The sequence below is a fragment of the Shewanella sp. TB7-MNA-CIBAN-0143 genome, from assembly GCF_040310065.1.
Taxonomy (GTDB): Bacteria; Pseudomonadota; Gammaproteobacteria; order Enterobacterales; family Shewanellaceae; genus Shewanella.
In genome coordinates, this window is sequence record NZ_JBEOPL010000001.1 from 239,129 (window position 1) to 258,798 (window position 19,670).

General features: G+C 42.3%; 15 protein-coding genes and 2 tRNA genes. 16 read left to right on the forward strand and 1 reads right to left on the reverse strand.

Annotated elements, in window-relative coordinates:
• From carB to secF, 5 genes are all read left to right on the forward strand, one after another.
• Complete coding sequence (carB, locus tag AAEY97_RS01035) at nt 1-3,222, forward strand: carbamoyl-phosphate synthase large subunit (RefSeq protein WP_059746481.1); 3,222 nt, start codon at nt 1-3, stop codon at nt 3,220-3,222.
• A 231-nt stretch (nt 3,223-3,453) separates the two neighbouring features.
• Nucleotides 3,454-3,930: a transcription elongation factor GreA gene (greA, locus tag AAEY97_RS01040; RefSeq protein ID WP_101085763.1), complete on the forward strand. Its 477-nt coding sequence runs from the start codon at nt 3,454-3,456 to the stop codon at nt 3,928-3,930.
• Between the two features lie 458 nt (nt 3,931-4,388).
• A complete protein-coding gene (locus tag AAEY97_RS01045; protein ID WP_350995896.1) occupies nt 4,389-5,045 on the forward strand; it encodes a hypothetical protein in 657 nt (218 codons plus the stop codon).
• A 136-nt stretch (nt 5,046-5,181) separates the two neighbouring features.
• Complete coding sequence (gene secD, locus AAEY97_RS01050; protein WP_350995899.1) at nt 5,182-6,993, forward strand: protein translocase subunit SecD; 1,812 nt, start codon at nt 5,182-5,184, stop codon at nt 6,991-6,993.
• 4 nt (nt 6,994-6,997) lie between these two features.
• Entirely contained in the window at nt 6,998-7,921 is a 924-nt protein-coding gene (gene secF / locus AAEY97_RS01055) for a protein translocase subunit SecF (RefSeq protein ID WP_350995902.1), read from the forward strand.
• 67 nt (nt 7,922-7,988) lie between these two features.
• On the opposite strand, the gene yhbY is transcribed toward secF, so the two are convergent.
• Nucleotides 7,989-8,288 (reverse strand): ribosome assembly RNA-binding protein YhbY, encoded by a 300-nt coding sequence (yhbY, locus tag AAEY97_RS01060; RefSeq protein ID WP_182772365.1) that lies wholly within the window; start codon nt 8,286-8,288, stop codon nt 7,989-7,991.
• Nucleotides 8,289-8,378: 90 nt separating this feature from the next.
• On the opposite strand from yhbY, the gene rlmE reads away from it, so the two are divergent.
• From rlmE to infB, 11 genes are all read left to right on the forward strand, one after another.
• A complete protein-coding gene (gene rlmE / locus AAEY97_RS01065) occupies nt 8,379-9,008 on the forward strand; it encodes a 23S rRNA (uridine(2552)-2'-O)-methyltransferase RlmE (protein ID WP_101085754.1) in 630 nt (209 codons plus the stop codon).
• A gap of 45 nt (nt 9,009-9,053) precedes the next feature.
• Nucleotides 9,054-11,027, forward strand: coding sequence for an ATP-dependent zinc metalloprotease FtsH (gene ftsH, locus AAEY97_RS01070; protein ID WP_350995907.1), 1,974 nt, complete (start codon nt 9,054-9,056; stop codon nt 11,025-11,027).
• Nucleotides 11,028-11,150: 123 nt separating this feature from the next.
• A complete protein-coding gene (gene folP / locus AAEY97_RS01075) occupies nt 11,151-11,930 on the forward strand; it encodes a dihydropteroate synthase (protein ID WP_392343409.1) in 780 nt (259 codons plus the stop codon).
• A gap of 54 nt (nt 11,931-11,984) precedes the next feature.
• A complete protein-coding gene (gene glmM / locus AAEY97_RS01080) occupies nt 11,985-13,322 on the forward strand; it encodes a phosphoglucosamine mutase (RefSeq protein ID WP_350995910.1) in 1,338 nt (445 codons plus the stop codon).
• Between the two features lie 139 nt (nt 13,323-13,461).
• A complete protein-coding gene (gene tpiA / locus AAEY97_RS01085; protein WP_011636460.1) occupies nt 13,462-14,244 on the forward strand; it encodes a triose-phosphate isomerase in 783 nt (260 codons plus the stop codon).
• A gap of 4 nt (nt 14,245-14,248) precedes the next feature.
• Nucleotides 14,249-14,584: a preprotein translocase subunit SecG gene (gene secG / locus AAEY97_RS01090; protein ID WP_162022526.1), complete on the forward strand. Its 336-nt coding sequence runs from the start codon at nt 14,249-14,251 to the stop codon at nt 14,582-14,584.
• Nucleotides 14,585-14,597: 13 nt separating this feature from the next.
• Nucleotides 14,598-14,684, forward strand: a tRNA-Leu gene (locus AAEY97_RS01095).
• Between the two features lie 81 nt (nt 14,685-14,765).
• Nucleotides 14,766-14,841, forward strand: a tRNA-Met gene (locus AAEY97_RS01100).
• 168 nt (nt 14,842-15,009) lie between these two features.
• A complete protein-coding gene (gene rimP / locus AAEY97_RS01105) occupies nt 15,010-15,465 on the forward strand; it encodes a ribosome maturation factor RimP (RefSeq protein ID WP_041413431.1) in 456 nt (151 codons plus the stop codon).
• 31 nt (nt 15,466-15,496) lie between these two features.
• Entirely contained in the window at nt 15,497-16,996 is a 1,500-nt protein-coding gene (nusA, locus tag AAEY97_RS01110) for a transcription termination factor NusA (protein WP_101085745.1), read from the forward strand.
• A 25-nt stretch (nt 16,997-17,021) separates the two neighbouring features.
• The gene (infB, locus tag AAEY97_RS01115; RefSeq protein ID WP_162022527.1) at nt 17,022-19,667 is read left to right on the forward strand and encodes a translation initiation factor IF-2; all 2,646 of its coding nucleotides are present in this window, start codon (nt 17,022-17,024) and stop codon (nt 19,665-19,667) included.
• The last annotated feature ends 3 nt before the right edge of the window (nt 19,668-19,670 follow it).

A 19,670-nucleotide genomic window follows, 5' to 3' on the forward strand; every position in this document is an offset into this window, starting at 1 on the left:
ATGCCAAAACGTACAGATATAAAAAGTATTCTTATCCTAGGTGCCGGTCCAATTGTTATTGGTCAGGCGTGTGAGTTTGATTATTCAGGTGCGCAAGCTTGTAAAGCACTTCGTGAAGAAGGCTATCGCGTTATTCTGGTCAACTCTAATCCAGCAACGATTATGACAGACCCTGAAATGGCCGATGCAACCTATATCGAGCCTATTCATTGGGAAGTGGTACGCAACATCATCGCCAAAGAACGTCCAGATGCAATTCTACCGACGATGGGTGGACAAACTGCACTGAACTGCGCGCTTCAGCTTGAAGCACAAGGCGTACTAAAAGAGTTTAATGTTGAAATGATTGGTGCGACAGCGGATGCGATTGATAAAGCTGAAGACCGTAGTCGTTTCGACAAAGCGATGAAATCCATTGGTTTAGACTGCCCGCGTGCGGGTATTGCTCATAACATGGATGAAGCGTATGGCGTATTAGATATGGTGGGCTTTCCCTGTATCATTCGTCCGTCTTTCACCATGGGTGGCAGCGGCGGTGGTATTGCCTACAACAAAGAAGAGTTTGAAGAGATTTGTTCTCAAGGCTTGGACTTGTCGCCAACTAACGAATTATTGATCGATGAATCATTAATTGGTTGGAAAGAATATGAAATGGAAGTGGTTCGTGATCGCAACGATAACTGTATTATCGTGTGTACTATCGAAAACTTCGATGCGATGGGTGTTCACACCGGTGACTCAATTACCGTTGCACCGGCACAAACGCTAACCGATAAAGAATATCAATTAATGCGTAACGCTTCTTTAGCGGTACTGCGTGAAATTGGCGTTGAAACCGGTGGCTCAAACGTACAATTTGGTATTTGTCCTAATACTGGCCGTATGGTTATTATTGAGATGAACCCACGTGTATCACGTTCATCTGCTTTAGCCTCTAAAGCAACCGGTTTCCCGATAGCTAAAATTGCTGCTAAGTTAGCGGTTGGTTTTACGCTTGATGAGCTTAGCAACGACATTACTGGCGGTAAAACACCAGCGTCGTTCGAGCCTGCAATCGATTACGTTGTGACTAAAATCCCCCGTTTTAACTTTGAAAAGTTTGCCGGTGCAAATGACCGTCTAACAACCCAAATGAAATCTGTGGGTGAAGTAATGGCCATTGGCCGTACTTTCCAAGAGTCATTACAAAAAGCGTTACGTGGCCTTGAAGTGGGTCGTAACGGTTTTGATTCTCTGGTTGATTTACAATCACCAGAAGCGATGCAACGTATCCGTCATGAATTAAAAGAGCCAGGTTGTGACCGTATTTGGTATATAGCCGATGCATTCCGTGCTGGTTTAAGTCGTGATGATATCTTCACTCTGACTAACGTTGATCACTGGTTCCTCGTTCAAATCGAAGATTTGGTTACCCAAGAAGCGAAAGTCGCTGAGCTTGGTATGTCAGGTTTAGAGCAAAACTACTTACGTCAATTAAAGCGTAAAGGTTTCTCTGATTTACGTTTAGCTGATGTGTTAGGTGTGAGTGAAGGCGAAATTCGTAAACTACGTCATCGCCATGAAATTCATCCGGTATACAAGCGTGTAGATACATGTGCTGCTGAATTCTCAACTGACACGGCTTACATGTACTCAACGTACGAAGAAGAATGTGAATCTAACCCATCGAACCGTGACAAAATCATGATTTTGGGTGGCGGCCCTAACCGAATTGGCCAAGGTATTGAGTTCGATTATTGCTGTGTCCATGCTGCATTAGCATTACGTGAAGACGGTTATGAAACCATCATGGTTAACTGTAACCCTGAAACGGTATCAACCGACTACGATACATCTGACCGCTTATACTTTGAACCTGTAACGTTAGAAGACGTACTCGAGATTGTGCGTATCGAAAAGCCAAAAGGTGTAATCGTCCAATACGGTGGCCAAACTCCGCTTAAACTCGCGCGCGAATTAGAAGCCGCAGGCGTACCGATTATTGGTACCAGCCCTGATGCGATTGACCGTGCAGAAGACCGCGAACGTTTCCAACAAGCAATTCAACGTTTGAACATGAAGCAGCCAGAAAATGCGACAGTGACAACAGTTGAAAGTGCTGTGATAGAAGCGGAAAAAATAGGCTATCCGTTGGTTGTACGTCCGTCTTATGTGTTGGGTGGACGTGCGATGGAAATCGTATACGACAAGCAAGATTTACTACGCTACTTCAATGAAGCGGTTAAAGTATCTAATGCATCACCAGTATTACTTGATCACTTCTTAGATGATGCGATTGAAGTGGATATCGATGCAGTGTGTGACGGTGAAACTGTGGTGGTTGGCGCCATTATGGAGCATATTGAACAAGCAGGAGTTCACTCTGGTGACTCAGGTTGTTCATTACCACCTTACACCTTGAGTGCTGATATTCAGGCCAGAATGCGTGACCAAGTGTCTAAACTGGCTTTTGAATTAGGCGTGATCGGTTTAATGAACGTGCAGTTTGCGGTAAAAGATAACGAAATCTATATGATTGAAGTTAACCCGCGTGCCGCTCGTACAGTACCATTTGTGTCTAAAGCGACAGGCGTGCCGTTAGCTAAAATTGCAGCTCGAGTGATGGCTGGCCAAAGCTTAATTTCGCAAAACTTTACTAAAGAAGTGATTCCACCATATTTCTCGGTAAAAGAAGTGGTATTACCGTTTAATAAGTTCCCAGGTGTTGACCCGCTATTAGGCCCAGAAATGCGCTCAACCGGTGAAGTCATGGGCGTGGGTGATACTTTTGCTGAAGCCTATGCCAAAGCACAGCTTGGTGCTACATCTGAAGTGCCTAAATCGGGCCGTGCGTTATTATCTGTGCGTAACAGTGATAAAAAACGCGTTGCCGATTTAGCTTCTAAGTTGATTGAGCTTGGTTATGAAATTGATGCCACTCATGGTACCGCGATTATTTTAGGTGAAGCAGGGATTAATCCTCGCTTAGTTAACAAAGTACATGAAGGTCGTCCACACATTCTTGATCGTATTAAAAATGGTGAATATACCTACATTGTTAACACCACTGAAGGTCGTCAAGCAATTGAAGACTCACGTCAGATCCGTCGTGGAGCATTGCGCTATAAAGTGAATTACACTACGACATTAAATGCTGCCTTTGCGACGTGTTTAGCGCATTCTGCAGATGATCGTATCAAGGTGACGTCTTTACAAGAGTTACACAAACGCATCAAAAGCTAATTTTTATGGTGCGTTAACGATTAAGGTCGCCTTTTGGCGACCTTTTTTATGACATTTTGATGATGGATGACTAGCAAGTCTGTAAAAGCTTAGGTAAGCTGTCTGCCATCATCGAAAAGATGCATCCTAGATACGCACGCTAAGTCGATTGCGTACTTCCAACTGAATTTTTACTGTGTTGACTTATCGTCAGCACGGGATGCTTTTGTTTTTAAAGGAGACAAAGACATTATGAGTAAGGTCCCAATGACTGTAGTTGGCGCTGATCAATTACGTAAAGAACTTGAATTGTTAAAGTTCGATCGCCGTCCAAAAATTACTGAAGCAATTGCTTCAGCACGCGAATTAGGCGATTTAAAAGAAAATGCTGAATATCATGCAGCCCGTGAAGATCAAGGAATTTGTGAAGCACGTATTCGTGACATCGAAGGCAAGTTATCTAACGCTCAAATTATTGACGTCACAAAGTTAGAAAATACTGGCCGAGTCATTTTTGGTACAACAGTAACTATTTTGAACATAGATACTGATGCTGAAGTGACGTATCGCATAGTCGGTGATGACGAGGCGGATATTAAGCAAAATTTAATTTCTGTTAATTCACCTATTGCACGTGGATTAATTGGTAAAAGTGAAGGCGATGAAGTATCGATTACCACTCCAGGTGGATTGACTGATTATGAAATCATAACGGTTAAATATCTTTAAGTATTGTGAATAATCGAGTGTGTCTTTTTCTTAACCATTTGTTTTAGTTATTGTATTAAACTAACTGCTTAAGCATTTATCATACTTTTATGCACAACCCAATACCGATATAATGGCCACTAGCCAGACATAGCACTAAATAGAATACTGTTTAGTGCTTTTTTATATCCATCGTAGAGTTAATGCATGTGCTAGATATGATAGAACATGTAAAAAAATTCATTTGCAGATTAAAGGTGCAATAGATATTATCGTTTAAGTTTACATTGTTGTTACATTTTACCGTATGAGCAACAATATTCTTTGAACAATCTGTTAGAAAATCGTTTAAAAACTAATTTGTTAGATTACTTTATTAGACAGTGTTGTTAGATGATTTTATTAGATAGTGTTTTTGACATGTTAATTTTAGAATTTTGAATTTTAGAAATTGTGTAGCTTGATTAAATAAGGTCATTATGACGTTTCCATGGGCTCGTATACTACTAATGCTGGTAATTGTGGGGTTGTGTTCAATCTTCCTCCTCAATAGCCGTGTGTTAGTTTTAGCATCGATGCCATTTGCTTCGTCTACTTCTTATTCTTGTTCATATAATGTGGATTCGCTGACAGATGATCGAATTTGTGAACAACCAATAAGTTCAACCCCTATTGATATCACCTTGGCGTCAGTTAAATCAGTAGACAGCTCAAAAGACACATTAGTTAACAGTCCAGTAGATTCAAATCAACTAACTGCGTTAACCAATACGCTTATTGATGTTAATAGCACATTGTTGGGCTACGTTGGCGAACCTTCATCAACAAACCCAGTCTCTGAAAAATCTGTCTCTGAACGTTCGGTTTCTGAGAATTCTAGTTCAAACGATATTCATTTTGTTCCTACCTATTCAGCGCGTTACCTCAGTATTGTTCAATATCAATCGGATGAATCAAAACCTAATTATCTATTGGCCTATGAATTTGTTTCTCCGCCAGTACCGAGTTTAACCATAGGTTATCAAATTAACTTTAGTCCGCAATTGGACTGGGTATTATCAACAGCTTCAGCCCCTTCAAGACTTTCCGCTTGGAAAGAGTCTAATTTACTTTTCGTTCACGCTCACACCTGTTAACTACATTATATTGATTAAAAATGTCATTAGCCTTGCTAATGAGTTTTGCTGTGGGTAGATGAATTAGGTCAATGCCTATCATCACTCACATACATTTTTATCGAGGTTTTACCCCGATGTAGTGAGATCAAGTGTTATGAAATCAAAATCGAATACCAAACCGTTAAATCAATATGCTCAGTGGAAATACTGGCTATTAATTTGCACACTCATCATCTTATTTATGAGTGCATTGCCATCTTGGTATGGTGAAGATCCTGCCGTACAACTTGCCGTTAAACCGACCCAATCATTAACAGTGGAACAAATCCACCATGTGTTACAACAAGCGGGCATAAACAGTAAGCGTATCGAACAACAACAAGATAATTTACTTGTGGTGTTAGATGATCCCGATATGCAAACCCAAGCTAAAAAGACCTTAGCACAACAGTTTGAACATCAGGCTCAAGTGACCTTAGCGTTAGCTCCAGCGGCCCCAGATTGGTTATTAAATTTAGGCGTTAAACCGATTAAGCTAGGTTTAGATTTACGCGGCGGAGTGCAGTTTCTAATGGATGTGGATCTTGATTTAGTGTTTCAAAACCAAGCCGTATTAGTGAGTGATGCTGTAAAGCAATTTGTCAGAGAGCAGCATATCAGCGGTGTAATGGTGCGTTTTGGCACTGGAGCGGAACTGACGGTTAACAGCGCCAGTGATGATGCTCGTGGTCAAATAAGACAATTTATTGCTCAGCAGTACCCTCAATGGCAAGTCACAGGCTATCAACAAACTTTGAGTATCAATCTTTCCCAAAGTGAACAGCTCAAATTAACCAACTTAACTGTACAGCAAAACTTGCAAATTATGCGCAGCCGTATTGAAGAACTTGGTATTACCGAAGCGCTAGTTCAACGTCAAGGAGAGAACCGGATTAGGATTGAGTTACCAGGAGTGCAAGATCCTGCCACCGCTAAAAATGTTATCGGTGCAACCGCTAGTTTGGCATTTTATCCAGTGGTGCAAGCTGACTCTCTTTATGCTGTTGTGATGAATGATGAGCAGAATAAGCCTGTCTATGTGTCAAAAAAACCAGTACTTGGTGGTGATCACATTATTGATGCTCGAGCCACTACTGGCGATTTTGGTATGGCGAAAGTCAATATCAGTCTTGATGCGGCAGGTGGCAAGTTAATGTCTGATTTTTCGCGAGATAATATCGGTAAACCTATGGCAACAGCTTATAGCGAATACAGCCGTGATGAACAAGGTAAAGCCAAACAAACCACTAAAATTATCAGTGTTGCAACCATTCAGAGTCAACTCGGTAACCGCTTTGAAATCACTGGAGCAGGTAGCCATCAAGAGGCGCAGCAATTAGCTTTGTTATTAAGAGCTGGCTCTATGACTGCACCTGTAACCATAGTAGAAGAACGTACTATTGGGCCTAGTTTAGGGGCCGAGAATATTGTTAATGGTTTTGCTGCTCTAGCCTTAGGTTTATCGGCTACATTACTGTTTATGGCTTGTTGGTATCGCCGTTTAGGTTGGGTTGCAAATGTAGCGTTAATCGCCAATTTGGTGATGTTATTTGGATTGTTAGCGCTCATTCCTGGAGCGGTATTGACCTTACCAGGTATTGCCGGGTTAGTGCTTACTGTCGGTATGGCAGTCGATACTAACGTACTTATTTTTGAGCGAATAAAAGAAAAGCTTGCGGAAGGTCGTAGCTTTGCCAATGCGATTGATGTGGGATTTGATAGTGCGTTTTCAACCATTTTTGATGCTAACTTCACCACGATGATCACCGCAGTGGTGTTATTTTCGATTGGTAATGGCCCTATTCAAGGCTTTGCGTTGACCTTAGGTTTGGGGTTATTAACCAGTATGTTTACCGGTATTTTTGCTTCACGCGCATTAATCAACTTAGTTTATGGTCGTGACACTCGTCGCGCTATTAAGGTGTAATTTTATGAACTCAACTCAAACAAATTATTCAACAGACAAGCTCAAATACTTAACTAAGTGGCGTTATGCATCGAGTCTGATTTCGATTGTATTAATGCTGTTATCGTTAACCGCGATAGGAATAAAAGGGTTTAATTGGGGCTTAGATTTTACCGGCGGTGTGGTCACAGAAATTCAAGTGGATCATCACATCACTGCTAGTGAAATACAGCCATTAATGACTGCAGCATATCAACAAGAGGTCAGTGTTATTTCAGCCAGCGAACCAGGCCGTTGGGTATTACGATATGCCAATATACCTGATGAGAATCAACGCCCAGAACTGGCTGAAGTATTGGCGCCATTAAAGACTGACATCAACGTGTTAAATAGCAGTATCGTCGGACCACAAGTAGGCCAAGAGTTGGTTGAACAAGGCAGTTTAGCTTTATTAGTCGCCATGCTATGTATTATGGGGTATCTAAGTTTTCGCTTTGAATGGCGTTTAGCGTCAGGTGCACTGTTTGCTTTGGTACATGATGTGGTATTTGTGTTGGCTTTTTTTGCGTTAAGCCAAATGGAATTTAATTTAACTGTATTAGCCGCAATAATGGCAATTTTGGGGTATTCACTCAATGATTCAATTATTATTGCGGACAGGATCCGGGAGCAGTTAGTGGCTAAACCACAGTGGAATATAACTGACATTAACAACTTAGCAATTAAATCAACCTTTTCCAGAACTATGGTCACTTCAGGAACTACATTGATAACGGTTGTGGCTTTATGGATTCTGGGTGGGGCACCGCTTGAAGGTTTTTCTATCGCGATGTTTATTGGTATTTTAACCGGTACTTGGTCATCGATTTCAATTGGTGCTACCTTGCCTGAGTTTCTAGGCTTAAAGGCAGAGCATTATCAAGTTATCCCAATACCTGATCATCCCTGATTAACGATAATTCATCTCCAATAAAAAAGCCGCTGTATTCAGCGGCTTTTTATAAAAGGGTGCGAAATTATTTGGCTTTAGGCAAAGCAATTTTCATTTCAGCCGAATGACGGAAAATAACTAACACATGACCGATAAGTTGCACTTTCGTAGATTGGGTTTCACGTACAATGGCGTCAACGATGGCATTTTTTAGCTCTCTGTCGGCAGAGGCTATTTTCACTTTAATCAATTCATGATGTGTAAGAGCGCTATCAATTTCAGCCAGAACACCTTCAGTTAGTCCATTGCCACCAAGCAGCACCACTGGTTTTAGACTGTGCGCCAGACCTTTTAAATGCTGTTTTTGTTTGGTTGTTAAGTTCATTTGTACCAACTTTTGCTGAGTTACTGTTGAAAAACGGGTATTCTACCCTTATATAGAGCTTATGTAACTCTGAATCGTTGCGGAATTTAAATGACAACCAAAAAACGTACGGCGAGCTCAACTCGCTGGATGCAAGAACACTTTGATGATCACTATGTGAAATTAGCCCAAAAACGAGGCTTACGTTCACGAGCAGCATTCAAGTTAGAAGAGATCCAACAAAAAGATCACTTAATAAAACAGGGTATGACAGTCGTTGACTTAGGTGCTGCTCCTGGTGGTTGGTCACAAGTGGCTGTTAAACTTACTGGCGACAAAGGTAAAGTGATTGCTTGTGACATTTTACCGATGGATCCTATTGTTGGCGTTGATTTTCTTCAAGGTGATTTTAGAGAGGATAAAGTGCTGCAGGCATTGCTTGAGCGAGTAGGTCAAGATAAAGTGGATGTGGTACTATCAGATATGGCTCCGAACATGAGTGGTTCGGGTGCTGTAGATCAGCCAAGAGCTATGTATTTAGTTGAATTAGCGCTAGATATGTGTCATCAAGTGTTGACGCCTAACGGCTGTTTTGCTGTTAAAGTCTTTCAGGGGGAGGGCTTTGACGACTACATAAAAACAGTCAAACAGGCATTCAAAGTAGTAAAAACCCGTAAACCAGACTCCTCTAGAGCGCGCTCTCGAGAAGTCTATCTAGTGGCGACTGGTTACAAGTTGTAGTAGTCTAAAGTTAATAATCGCAGGACTGTTAAGAGGTCGAGTAATTTGAGTGACATGGCTAAAAATTTAATACTCTGGGTTGTCATCGCTGTTGTGCTGATGTCAGTTTTCCAGGGTTATTCCCCCTCTTCTTCGAATTCGCAGAAGATGGATTATTCCGCCTTTTTGGACAATGTTCGAAATGGTCAAGTTAACAAGGTCGAAATAAAAAGCGATCAACGAACTATTGAAGGGACTAAACGTACCGGCGAGAAGTTCACCACAATTATGCCTATGTATGATCAAGATTTAATTAATGATCTTCAAACTAAAGGTATTGACTATAAAGGCCAAGAAGCTGAAGAATCTGGTTTCTTAACTCAAATCTTTATTTCATGGTTCCCAATGTTACTGCTAATTGGAGTATGGATATTCTTCATGCGTCAAATGCAAGGTGGTGGCGGTAAGGGCGCAATGTCATTTGGTAAGAGTAAAGCCAAATTGATGAGCGAAGATCAAATTAAAACCACTTTTGCAGACGTCGCTGGTTGTGATGAAGCAAAAGAAGAAGTGAAAGAACTGGTTGATTATTTGCGTGACCCAACTAAGTTCCAAAAATTAGGCGGCCGTATTCCTACGGGCGTGTTAATGGTTGGGCAACCAGGTACAGGTAAAACTTTGCTAGCGAAGGCTATTGCTGGTGAATCTAAGGTGCCATTCTTTACTATTTCAGGTTCTGATTTTGTGGAAATGTTTGTCGGTGTTGGTGCATCTCGTGTGCGTGACATGTTTGAACAAGCTAAAAAATCTTCTCCTTGTATCATCTTTATCGATGAAATTGATGCTGTAGGCCGCCAACGTGGCGCTGGTGTTGGTGGTGGTCACGATGAGCGTGAGCAAACATTAAACCAGTTACTGGTTGAGATGGATGGTTTCGAAGGTAATGAAGGCGTTATTGTCATTGCGGCAACTAACCGTCCAGACGTACTCGATTCTGCATTACTCCGTCCAGGTCGATTTGACCGCCAAGTCGTCGTCGGTTTACCAGACGTGCGTGGTCGTGAACAAATCCTTAAAGTACACATGCGTAAAGTACCTTTGTCAGACGATGTTAAAGCAAGTGTTATTGCCCGTGGTACCCCAGGATTTTCTGGTGCAGACTTAGCAAACCTTGTTAACGAAGCTGCGTTGTTTGCTGCTCGTGGTAATCGTCGTGTAGTCGGTATGGAAGAGTTCGAGCGTGCTAAAGATAAAATCATGATGGGTGCTGAGCGCCGTTCTATGGTGATGTCTGAATCGGACAAAGAGATGACGGCTTATCATGAAGCCGGACATGCTATTGTTGGTTGCTTAGTGCCAGAACATGACCCTGTACATAAAGTGACCATTATTCCGCGCGGTCGTGCATTAGGTGTGACGTTCTTCTTACCTGAAGCTGATGCTGTTAGTCAAAGCCGTCGCAAATTGGAATCACAGATTTCAGTTGCTTACGGTGGACGTTTAGCCGAAGAGCTTATTTACGGAAGCGAGCAAGTCTCTACAGGCGCTTCGCAAGACATTAAATACGCGACATCAATTGCACGTAACATGGTTACGCAATGGGGTTTCTCTGACAAGTTGGGTCCTTTACTCTATGCAGAAGAAGAAAACGAAGTTTTCTTAGGTCGCAGTATGGGTAAATCAAAGGCTATGTCAGGTGATACAGCGTCATTAATTGATTCAGAAATCAAAATGTTTATCGATAAAAACTATCAACGTGCACAAACCATGTTGACAGAAAATATGGATATCTTACATGCGATGAAAGACGCACTGATGAAGTACGAAACGATTGATTCGTTGCAAATTGACGATTTAATGCATCGCCGTGAAGTGCGTATGCCAGCTGAATGGCAAAAAGATGAATCATCTGACGATAAAGATAATGGCAATACCACGCCTAAATCTGAAATTGAAACGCCAGTGGATGACGCTAAAACCGACGCTAAAGTCGATAATAAAGCCGATACTAATGATGCGGATGAATCACCAGCTAAATAAATAATTTAGTGAATAAAGAAAACCCCGCAAGGGGTTTTCTTGTTTTTAATCTACTGTAGGAAAATACCATTGTTTCAATTAACTCATGCCAATAAAACGCTCGACTTGTCAGCCCCTGTAGTAATGGGAATTGTAAACGTGACACCAGATTCGTTTTCTGATGGTGGCGAATACATCGATTTCGAACAAGCTTGTCGACATGTTGATTATATGGTTGAACAAGGTGCATTAATTATAGACGTCGGCGGTGAGTCTACTCGCCCTGGAGCAGCAGAGGTTTCTGTTGAGCAAGAGCTCGCACGGGTTATTCCTATTATTGAATATACTGCAAAAACACACGACGTATGGATTTCGATAGACACTAGCAAACCTGAAGTGATGGAACTGGCGGTAAATGCCGGTGCTAATTTGATTAATGATGTGCGCGCATTACAAATGCCTGGGGCTTTAGCAATGGCTGCGACGTTAGATGTGCCAATTTGCTTGATGCACATGCAGGGCGAGCCAAAAACAATGCAAGATAAACCTGAATATCAGGATGTGATTGATGAGGTTGCCGCTTTTTTTGAATTGCGTATAGCTTACTGCGAAGCAGCCGGAATTGAGCGCGAACGCTTAATTCTTGATCCAGGTTTTGGCTTTGGCAAAACTTTAGCGCATAATTACCGCCTGTTAGCTGCGTTGCCAAAATTGCATGAGTTTCACTTACCTTTACTGGTGGGCTTATCACGTAAAAGCATGATGGGTGACCTGTTAGCGCGTGATACCGATCAACGTCTTGCGGGTAGTCTCGCAGGGGCATTGATTGCTGCTCAGCAAGGTGCGCATATTATACGTGTCCATGATGTACCCGAAACTGTCGATGTACTTAAAGTGATGTCAGAAACAATGGCTTACTTGTAGTAGCAGCGGCACAATAACGTTATAAGTACAGTGAAATCACTTAAGTAGGGATCTGTGAAACAAAGAAAATTTTTTGGAACCGATGGTATTCGCGGCAGAGTCGGGGCGGGTAAAATGACCCCTGAACTGGCATTGAAGCTCGGTTGGGCTGCTGGACGAGTATTGTCTCGAAATGGCACTCAAAAAGTGATTATTGGTAAGGATACCCGTATTTCAGGTTACCTATTTGAATCGGCGTTAGAAGCTGGATTATCAGCTGCTGGATTAAACGTGTTATTACTTGGCCCAATGCCGACCCCAGCAGTGGCTTATTTAACTCGTACTTTTCGTGCAGAAGCTGGTGTGGTAATTAGTGCTTCGCATAATCCTTACTATGACAACGGTATCAAGTTCTTCTCTACCGATGGCAGTAAGCTTGATGATGCAATTGAATTAGAAATTGAGGCTGAACTTGAAAAGCCGTTAGTGTGTGTAGAGTCCCACTTATTAGGCAAAGCTCGTCGAATTGAAGATGCTGCAGGGCGTTACATCGAATATTGCAAAGGGAACTTTCCTGCCGACCAAACTCTTGAGGGCTTAAAAATTGTCGTCGATTGTGCTCATGGTGCAACGTATCATATTGCCCCTAATGTATTCCGTGAATTGGGTGCTGACGTGGTTGCTATTGGCGATAAACCCGATGGACTCAATATCAATGATAAAGTCGGCGCAACATCAATGGCTAAGATTTGTGAGACTGTATTGGCTGAAAAAGCTGATTTAGGGATTGCATTAGATGGTGACGGTGATCGTATTATGATGGTTAATCGTCATGGTGAAGTAGTCGATGGTGATCAGATCCTGTATATTTTAGCGGTAGATGCTCAAAAACGTGGTATTTTAAAAGGTGGAGTGGTCGGCACCTTAATGTCTAATTTAGGTTTAGATTTAGCGTTGCAAGCACTTGATATTCCTTTTGTTCGCTCTAAAGTCGGTGACAGATATGTCATGGAAATGCTGAGGGAGAATGAATGGCGTATAGGTGGTGAAAACTCTGGTCATATTCTCAACCTAGATCATGGTACTACCGGTGATGGTATTGTTGCAGGTATTTTAGTGTTAGCAGCGATGCGCCGTCAAAATGCGTCGCTTGAACAATTAACAGAGCCGATGAAGATGTTGCCTCAAGTATTGGTTAATGTCCGCTTTGAAGGGGACTCTAATCCGTTAGATACCGATGCGGTGAAATCTGCGCAAGCCGATGTTGAGTTGCAATTAGGTGCTCGCGGACGGGTTTTATTACGAAAGTCGGGTACCGAACCGTTAATCAGAGTGATGGTTGAAGGTGATGATCATCCGCAAGTGCTTGCACATGCAAATCGTATTGCTGACGCGGTAAAGGCAGCATGTTAATCATTTGAATATTCAGATATGTTGTTGCTCGCTTAAAAAGTAGACGCTTCGACACTTTATGTGAAATATTCCCCTTTTAGCTCTTGTAACTTGATAAGTGGTTCGCTATTATTCACGCCGCTTTCAGAGGAGACAGTGAATGGCACTCAGACGTCCTATGGTCGCTGGCAACTGGAAAATGAATGGTAATTCAGCACTAGCAGAAGAACTATTTAAGAAGTTTGCTACAAAGCTCCAAAATGATTCCGCTGAAGTGGTTTTATGCCCGCCTTCAATTTATCTTGAAAGTGTTAGGCAGCTGCTTGAAGCCAATAAGCAAACCTTAGATGGTGCGCTTGTTAGAATGGGTGCACAAAATCTTAGTCAACATGATTTTGGTGCATATACCGGCGAAATATCCGGGCAGATGCTAAAAGATTCTGGATGTCGATATGTTATTATCGGCCATTCCGAACGTCGCCGTATGTACGGAGAGACGAGTAATATCGTGGCAGAGAAGTTTGCCGCAGCACAAAAATATGGTCTGACACCGATTTTATGCGTAGGTGAATCAGGGCCAGCTCGTGAAGCAAGACGTACCTTTGAGGTGATTGCGGAAGAGCTTGATATAGTAATTGAAAAAAACGGTACCATGGCTTTTGATAACGCAATTATCGCCTACGAACCTTTATGGGCTGTAGGGACAGGTAAAAGCGCAACACCAGAACAGGCACAAGAAGTACATGCGTTTATTCGCAGTCGCCTTTCTGAAGTATCTCCCTTTATTGGTGAGAATATCAGAATTCTATACGGTGGTAGCGTCACCCCAAGCAATGCGGCAGATATATTTGCCCAGCCTGATGTTGATGGTGGTCTGATTGGCGGTGCAAGTTTGAACTCAAGTGAGTTTTTAAGTTTATGTACCATAGCAATGAGCGCGTAATTATATGTACGAAGTTCTGATAGTTGTATACTTGGTGGTAGCTTTAGGTCTTATTGGCTTAATTTTAATTCAACAAGGAAAGGGTGCCGATATGGGCGCATCTTTCGGAGCCGGTGCCTCAGGCACTTTATTTGGCTCAAGTGGTTCAGGTAATTTCCTGACTCGCAGTACTGCAGTATTAGCCATTGGCTTTTTTGCATTAAGTTTAGTGATTGGTAATTTAAGTGCTAATCACACTGAGCAAAATGATCAGTGGAAAGATTTAGGTCCAGCAGCAGAGCAAATCATTGATGATGCGCCTGTTCAGATCGAACAGTCAGAAACGAAAATTCCTGACTAGTATACCAGGTGTCGCCGAGGTGGTGGAATTGGTAGACGCGCAGCCTTGAGGTGGCTGTGTCTTAACGGACGTGCGGGTTCAAGTCCCGCTCTCGGCACCAGATTTAAACTAACAAATCATGGATTGAGTTTGATTAGTTATTGCAAGATATAGTGTAAATCAATATACTTGCATCAGTTGACGCGGGGTGGAGCAGTTGGTAGCTCGTCGGGCTCATAACCCGAAGGTCGTCGGTTCAAATCCGGCCCCCGCAACCAGCTCCTTGTGATTTAATTTCGTAAGAGAATAAATCACAATTTACAGGTTTTATAATAAAATAACCTCGTGATTACGGGGTTTTTTGTTATATGAACTTTTAAATATCCGTGTTAGATGCGGGTTGCAATGGGGCTATTAGCCCTTTTTTTGTTTTTTGGGGGTCATTTTTGGCAACAATAGAATCCAAGCTAGTTGAAATGTTAACAGTACCTGTTGAAGCTCTAGGCTTTAAACTATGGGGCATTGAGTATATTCAAGCTGGTCGTCACTCAATTCTTCGTGTGTTTATTGATCACGAGAATGGCATCAATATTGAAGATTGTGCAGAAGCCAGTCGTCAAGTTAGCGCAGTTATGGATGTTGAAGACCCTATTTCTACAGAATACACATTAGAAGTATCTTCACCTGGCGTAGATAGACCGTTATTTACCGCCGAGCAATATAGAGCTTATATCGGTGAAGAAACAAAAGTACAATTGACTATGCCTGTTGCCGGTAGTCGTAATTTAAAAGGCGTCATCAGTAGTGTTGATGGGCAAATGCTCACTATCACCGTTGATGGTAAAGACTTGATTGTTGCTTTGGATAATATCCGTAAAGGCAACGTTATAGCTAAGTTTTGATAGTTTCAGGTGAAGAACGAGGCAAGACCAAATGAATAAAGAGATCCTGCTAGTCGCAGAAGCGGTTTCCAATGAGAAAGGCCTTCCGCGCGAGAAAATTTTCGAAGCGCTAGAAATTGCACTGGCTACCGCAACAAAGAAAAAATATGAAGGCGATATCGAAGTTCGCGTTGCTATTGATCGTAAAACAGGCCATTACGACACTTTCCGTCGTTGGATGGTAGTTGACGATAAAGGCGAAGCTTTGGAAAATCCATACAGCGAAATTACGTTTGAAGCCGCTCGTTATGAAGAACCAGAGATTCAAGTGGGTGAGTTTATTGAAGATCAAATCGACTCAGTTGCATTTGACCGTATCACCACACAAACCGCGAAACAAGTTATCGTACAAAAAGTACGTGAAGCTGAACGTGCACAAATTGTTGAACAATTTATTGAACGTGAAGGTGAGATTGTTACTGGTGTTGTTAAGAAAAGCACCCGTGAAAGCGTAGTTGTTGATTTAGGTAACAATGCTGATGGCGTGTTATTTAAAGAAGATTTAATCAGCCGTGAATCTTTCCGTCCTGGTGACCGTGTGCGTGCATTATTGTACTCTGTACGTCCAGAGGCACGTGGTGCGCAGTTATTTTTAACCCGCAGTAAATCTGAAATGTTAATTGAACTGTTTCGGGTTGAAGTACCAGAAATTTACGACGAATTAATCGAAGTAATGGGTGCCGCTCGTGATCCAGGCGCTCGTGCTAAAATCGCTGTGAAATCAAATGATCGTCGCATTGACCCTATTGGTGCTTGTGTTGGTATGCGTGGCGCACGTGTACAAGCCGTATCAAACGAATTAGGTGGCGAGCGAGTCGATATCGTGTTGTGGGATGATAATCCTGCACAATATGTGATCAATGCCATGGCGCCAGCTGATGTTGCATCTATCATTGTGGATGAAGACAACCACTCGATGGATATTGCTGTAGAAGCTGACAGTTTGGCACAGGCTATTGGTCGTAATGGCCAAAACGTACGTTTAGCCACTCAACTTACTGGTTGGGAACTAAACGTAATGACAGTTGAAGACATGAACAAAAAACACCAAGCCGAAAGTGCAAAAGTGATTGATTTGTTTGTAGCTTATCTGGATGTAGATAAAGATTTTGCAGCCGTATTGGCTGATGAGGGATTCACTTCGCTAGAAGAGATTGCTTATGTCCCAGAATCTGAACTATTAGCAGTAGAAGGTTTCGACGAAGGAATCGTTGAAGCATTACGTGAACGTGCAAAGGCGGCAATCTCTACAAGAGCATTAGCGTCGGAAGAAGCGTTAGATGGTGCAGAGCCAAGTGATGATTTACTAGCATTGGAAGGATTAGAAAGACATTTAGCTTATGTTCTTGCGAGCAAAGGCGTAGTGACTTTAGAAGACTTGGCCGAGCAAGGTATTGACGATTTAATTGATATTGAAGAATTAACAGAAGAAAAAGCAGGCGAGCTCATCATGGCTGCCCGCAATATCTGTTGGTTTGGCGAAGAAGCATAAGTCGATCAACAGGGGGATCTAATTGATGGCAGATACAAGCGTAGAAAAATTAGCAGCGGAAGTGGGTAAATCGGTTGATCGATTAATCGAGCAATTCTCACAAGCTGGTATGAACAAAAAACAACTCGATACTGTTTCAGAAAAAGAGAAGCAACAACTTCTTGATTATCTAAAAAAACAGCATGGTGCAGATTCAGTTCCGACTAAAATGACATTGCAACGTAAAACGGTGTCTACGTTAAGTGTTGCAAGCACTGGCGGTCAGTCGAAAGACGTGAAGGTAGAAGTACGTAAAAAACGTACTTTTGTTAAGCGCGATGATGCAGAATTAGCAAAACAAGCTGAATTAGAAACTCAAGCAAAAGCCAAAGCAGAAGCTGAAGCCCAAGCAAAAGTGGAAGCTGAAGCAAAAGCAGCTGCAGAAGCGAAAGCTAATGCAGAAGCGAAGAAAAAAGCGGAAGCAGAAGCCAAATTGAAATCAGAAAAAGTAAAGTCTGAACCTAAAGTAACTAAAGTTGCTGACCCAGAAACTGCAGCAGCAAAAGTTGAAGCAGATCGTTTAAAAGCGACTCAAGAAGCAGTGCTTACTCAAAAGCAAAAAGATGAAGCCGCTAAAGCAGCTGAAACTGCACGCCTCCTTGCTGAAGTAAACTCAAAGCGTTGGGCTGAAGAAGAACGCCAACGTTTAGATGCTGAAAAGAATGGCGATCACCACATCACAACCTCTAAAGTTGCTCGTGCAGCAGAAGACAGTTCAGATGCTGATGATGAAAAACGTGGTCGTCGTGCGCGCAACAAAAACGCCAACAAAAAACGTGGCGGAAAAGATGCTCGTGACGGTCGTGAAAAACACATGCGTAACCGCAGTACAGCACCTGAATCTATGGCACACGGTTTTAATAAACCTGCTGCAGCTGTTAGTCGTGATGTGCGTATCGGTGAAACCGTAACCGTATCAGAATTAGCGCATTTAATGGCAATTAAAGCCACTGTTATCATCAAGCAAATGATGAAAATGGGCACTATGGTAACGATTAACCAAGTACTTGACCAAGAAACAGCCCAAATGGTTGCTGAAGAATTAGGTCATAAAGTGGTGCTTATTCGTGAAAACGAACTTGAGCATCAAGTACTGAAAGATCGCGATGACAATATCCAACTAGAGTCTCGTGCTCCAGTTGTGACTATCATGGGTCACGTTGACCATGGTAAAACGTCATTACTTGATTATATCCGTCGTGCGAAAGTTGCTGCTGGCGAAGCCGGTGGTATTACTCAGCATATTGGTGCATACCACGTTGAAACTGAAAACGGCATGATCACTTTCCTTGATACTCCTGGTCACGCGGCGTTTACGTCAATGCGTGCTCGTGGTGCTAAGGCGACTGATATTGTTATTTTGGTTGTTGCTGCCGATGATGGCGTAATGCCACAAACGATTGAAGCGATTCAACATGCTAAAGCGGGTAACGTACCGTTAATCGTAGCTGTTAACAAAATGGATAAGCCAGATGCTGATCCAGAGCGCGTTAAGAGCGAACTGTCTCAACATGGCATCATGTCAGATGATTGGGGCGGAGATAACATGTTCGTTCACGTTTCAGCCAAAACGGGTATGGGCGTTGACGAATTGTTAGAAGGTATCTTACTTCAATCTGAAGTATTAGAACTTAAAGCAATACGTGATGGTATGGCAGCGGGTGTTGTTATCGAATCAAAACTTGATAAAGGTCGTGGCCCAGTGGCTACTGTCTTGGTTCAAGAAGGTACGTTACGCCAAGGTGATATCGTTTTATGTGGTTTAGAGTACGGTAAAATCCGTGCGATGAAAGACGAAAACGGTCACGCTATTACCGAAGCTGGTCCATCTATTCCAGTAGAGATTTTAGGTCTTTCTGGTGTGCCTTTAGCTGGTGATGAAGCGACAGTTGTACGTGATGAACGTAAAGCTCGTGAAGTTGCATTGTATCGCCAAGGTAAATTCCGTGACATTAAGTTAGCGCGTCAGCAGAAGTCTAAGCTAGAAAACATGTTTGCGAACATGGAAGAAGGCGAAGTACAAGAGCTGAATATCGTACTTAAAGCGGATGTTCAAGGTTCTCTTGAAGCGATTTGTGAATCTTTAGCTAAACTGTCTACAGATGAAGTTAAAGTGAATATTATTGCTCGTGGTGTAGGTGCATTAACCGAAACCGACGCAACATTAGCAGCAGCTTCAAATGCGATTCTTGTTGGTTTCAACGTCCGTGCTGATGCACAGGCTCGTAAGACCATTGATTCAGAAAGTGTTGATTTACGTTATTACAGCATCATCTACAATCTAATTGATGAAGTTCGTGCTGCAATGACAGGTATGTTAGCGCCTGAATTTAGACAAGAAATTATCGGCCTTGCAGAAGTTCGTGATGTGTTTAAGTCACCTAAAATCGGCGCTATCGCTGGTTGTATGGTTACCGAAGGTATTGTTAAACGTAGCGCACCAATTCGTGTACTACGTGATAACGTGGTTATCTTCGAAGGTGAACTTGAGTCATTACGCCGCTTTAAAGACGATGCACAAGAAGTCCGTAATGGTATGGAATGTGGTATCGGTGTGAAGAATTACAATGACGTCCGAGTGGGCGATCAAATTGAAGTCTTCGAAATAGTCGAAATTGCTCGCAGCTTATAAGTA

Excerpts from the sequence above, each read along its gene's own strand:
- infB (WP_162022527.1), top strand. The coding sequence starts at position 17,022 with ATGGCAGATACAAGCGTAGAAAAATTAGCAGCGGAAGTGGGTAAATCG.
- secG (WP_162022526.1), top strand. The coding sequence starts at position 14,249 with ATGTACGAAGTTCTGATAGTTGTATACTTGGTGGTAGCTTTAGGTCTT.
- rlmE (WP_101085754.1), top strand. The coding sequence starts at position 8,379 with ATGACAACCAAAAAACGTACGGCGAGCTCAACTCGCTGGATGCAAGAA.
- AAEY97_RS01045 (WP_350995896.1), top strand. The coding sequence starts at position 4,389 with ATGACGTTTCCATGGGCTCGTATACTACTAATGCTGGTAATTGTGGGG.
- folP (WP_392343409.1), top strand. The coding sequence starts at position 11,151 with ATGGGAATTGTAAACGTGACACCAGATTCGTTTTCTGATGGTGGCGAA.
- greA (WP_101085763.1), top strand. The coding sequence starts at position 3,454 with ATGAGTAAGGTCCCAATGACTGTAGTTGGCGCTGATCAATTACGTAAA.
- nusA (WP_101085745.1), top strand. The coding sequence starts at position 15,497 with ATGAATAAAGAGATCCTGCTAGTCGCAGAAGCGGTTTCCAATGAGAAA.
- yhbY (WP_182772365.1), bottom strand. The coding sequence starts at position 8,288 with ATGAACTTAACAACCAAACAAAAACAGCATTTAAAAGGTCTGGCGCAC.
- tpiA (WP_011636460.1), top strand. The coding sequence starts at position 13,462 with ATGGCACTCAGACGTCCTATGGTCGCTGGCAACTGGAAAATGAATGGT.
- secD (WP_350995899.1), top strand. The coding sequence starts at position 5,182 with ATGAAATCAAAATCGAATACCAAACCGTTAAATCAATATGCTCAGTGG.
- carB (WP_059746481.1), top strand. The coding sequence starts at position 1 with ATGCCAAAACGTACAGATATAAAAAGTATTCTTATCCTAGGTGCCGGT.
- secF (WP_350995902.1), top strand. The coding sequence starts at position 6,998 with ATGAACTCAACTCAAACAAATTATTCAACAGACAAGCTCAAATACTTA.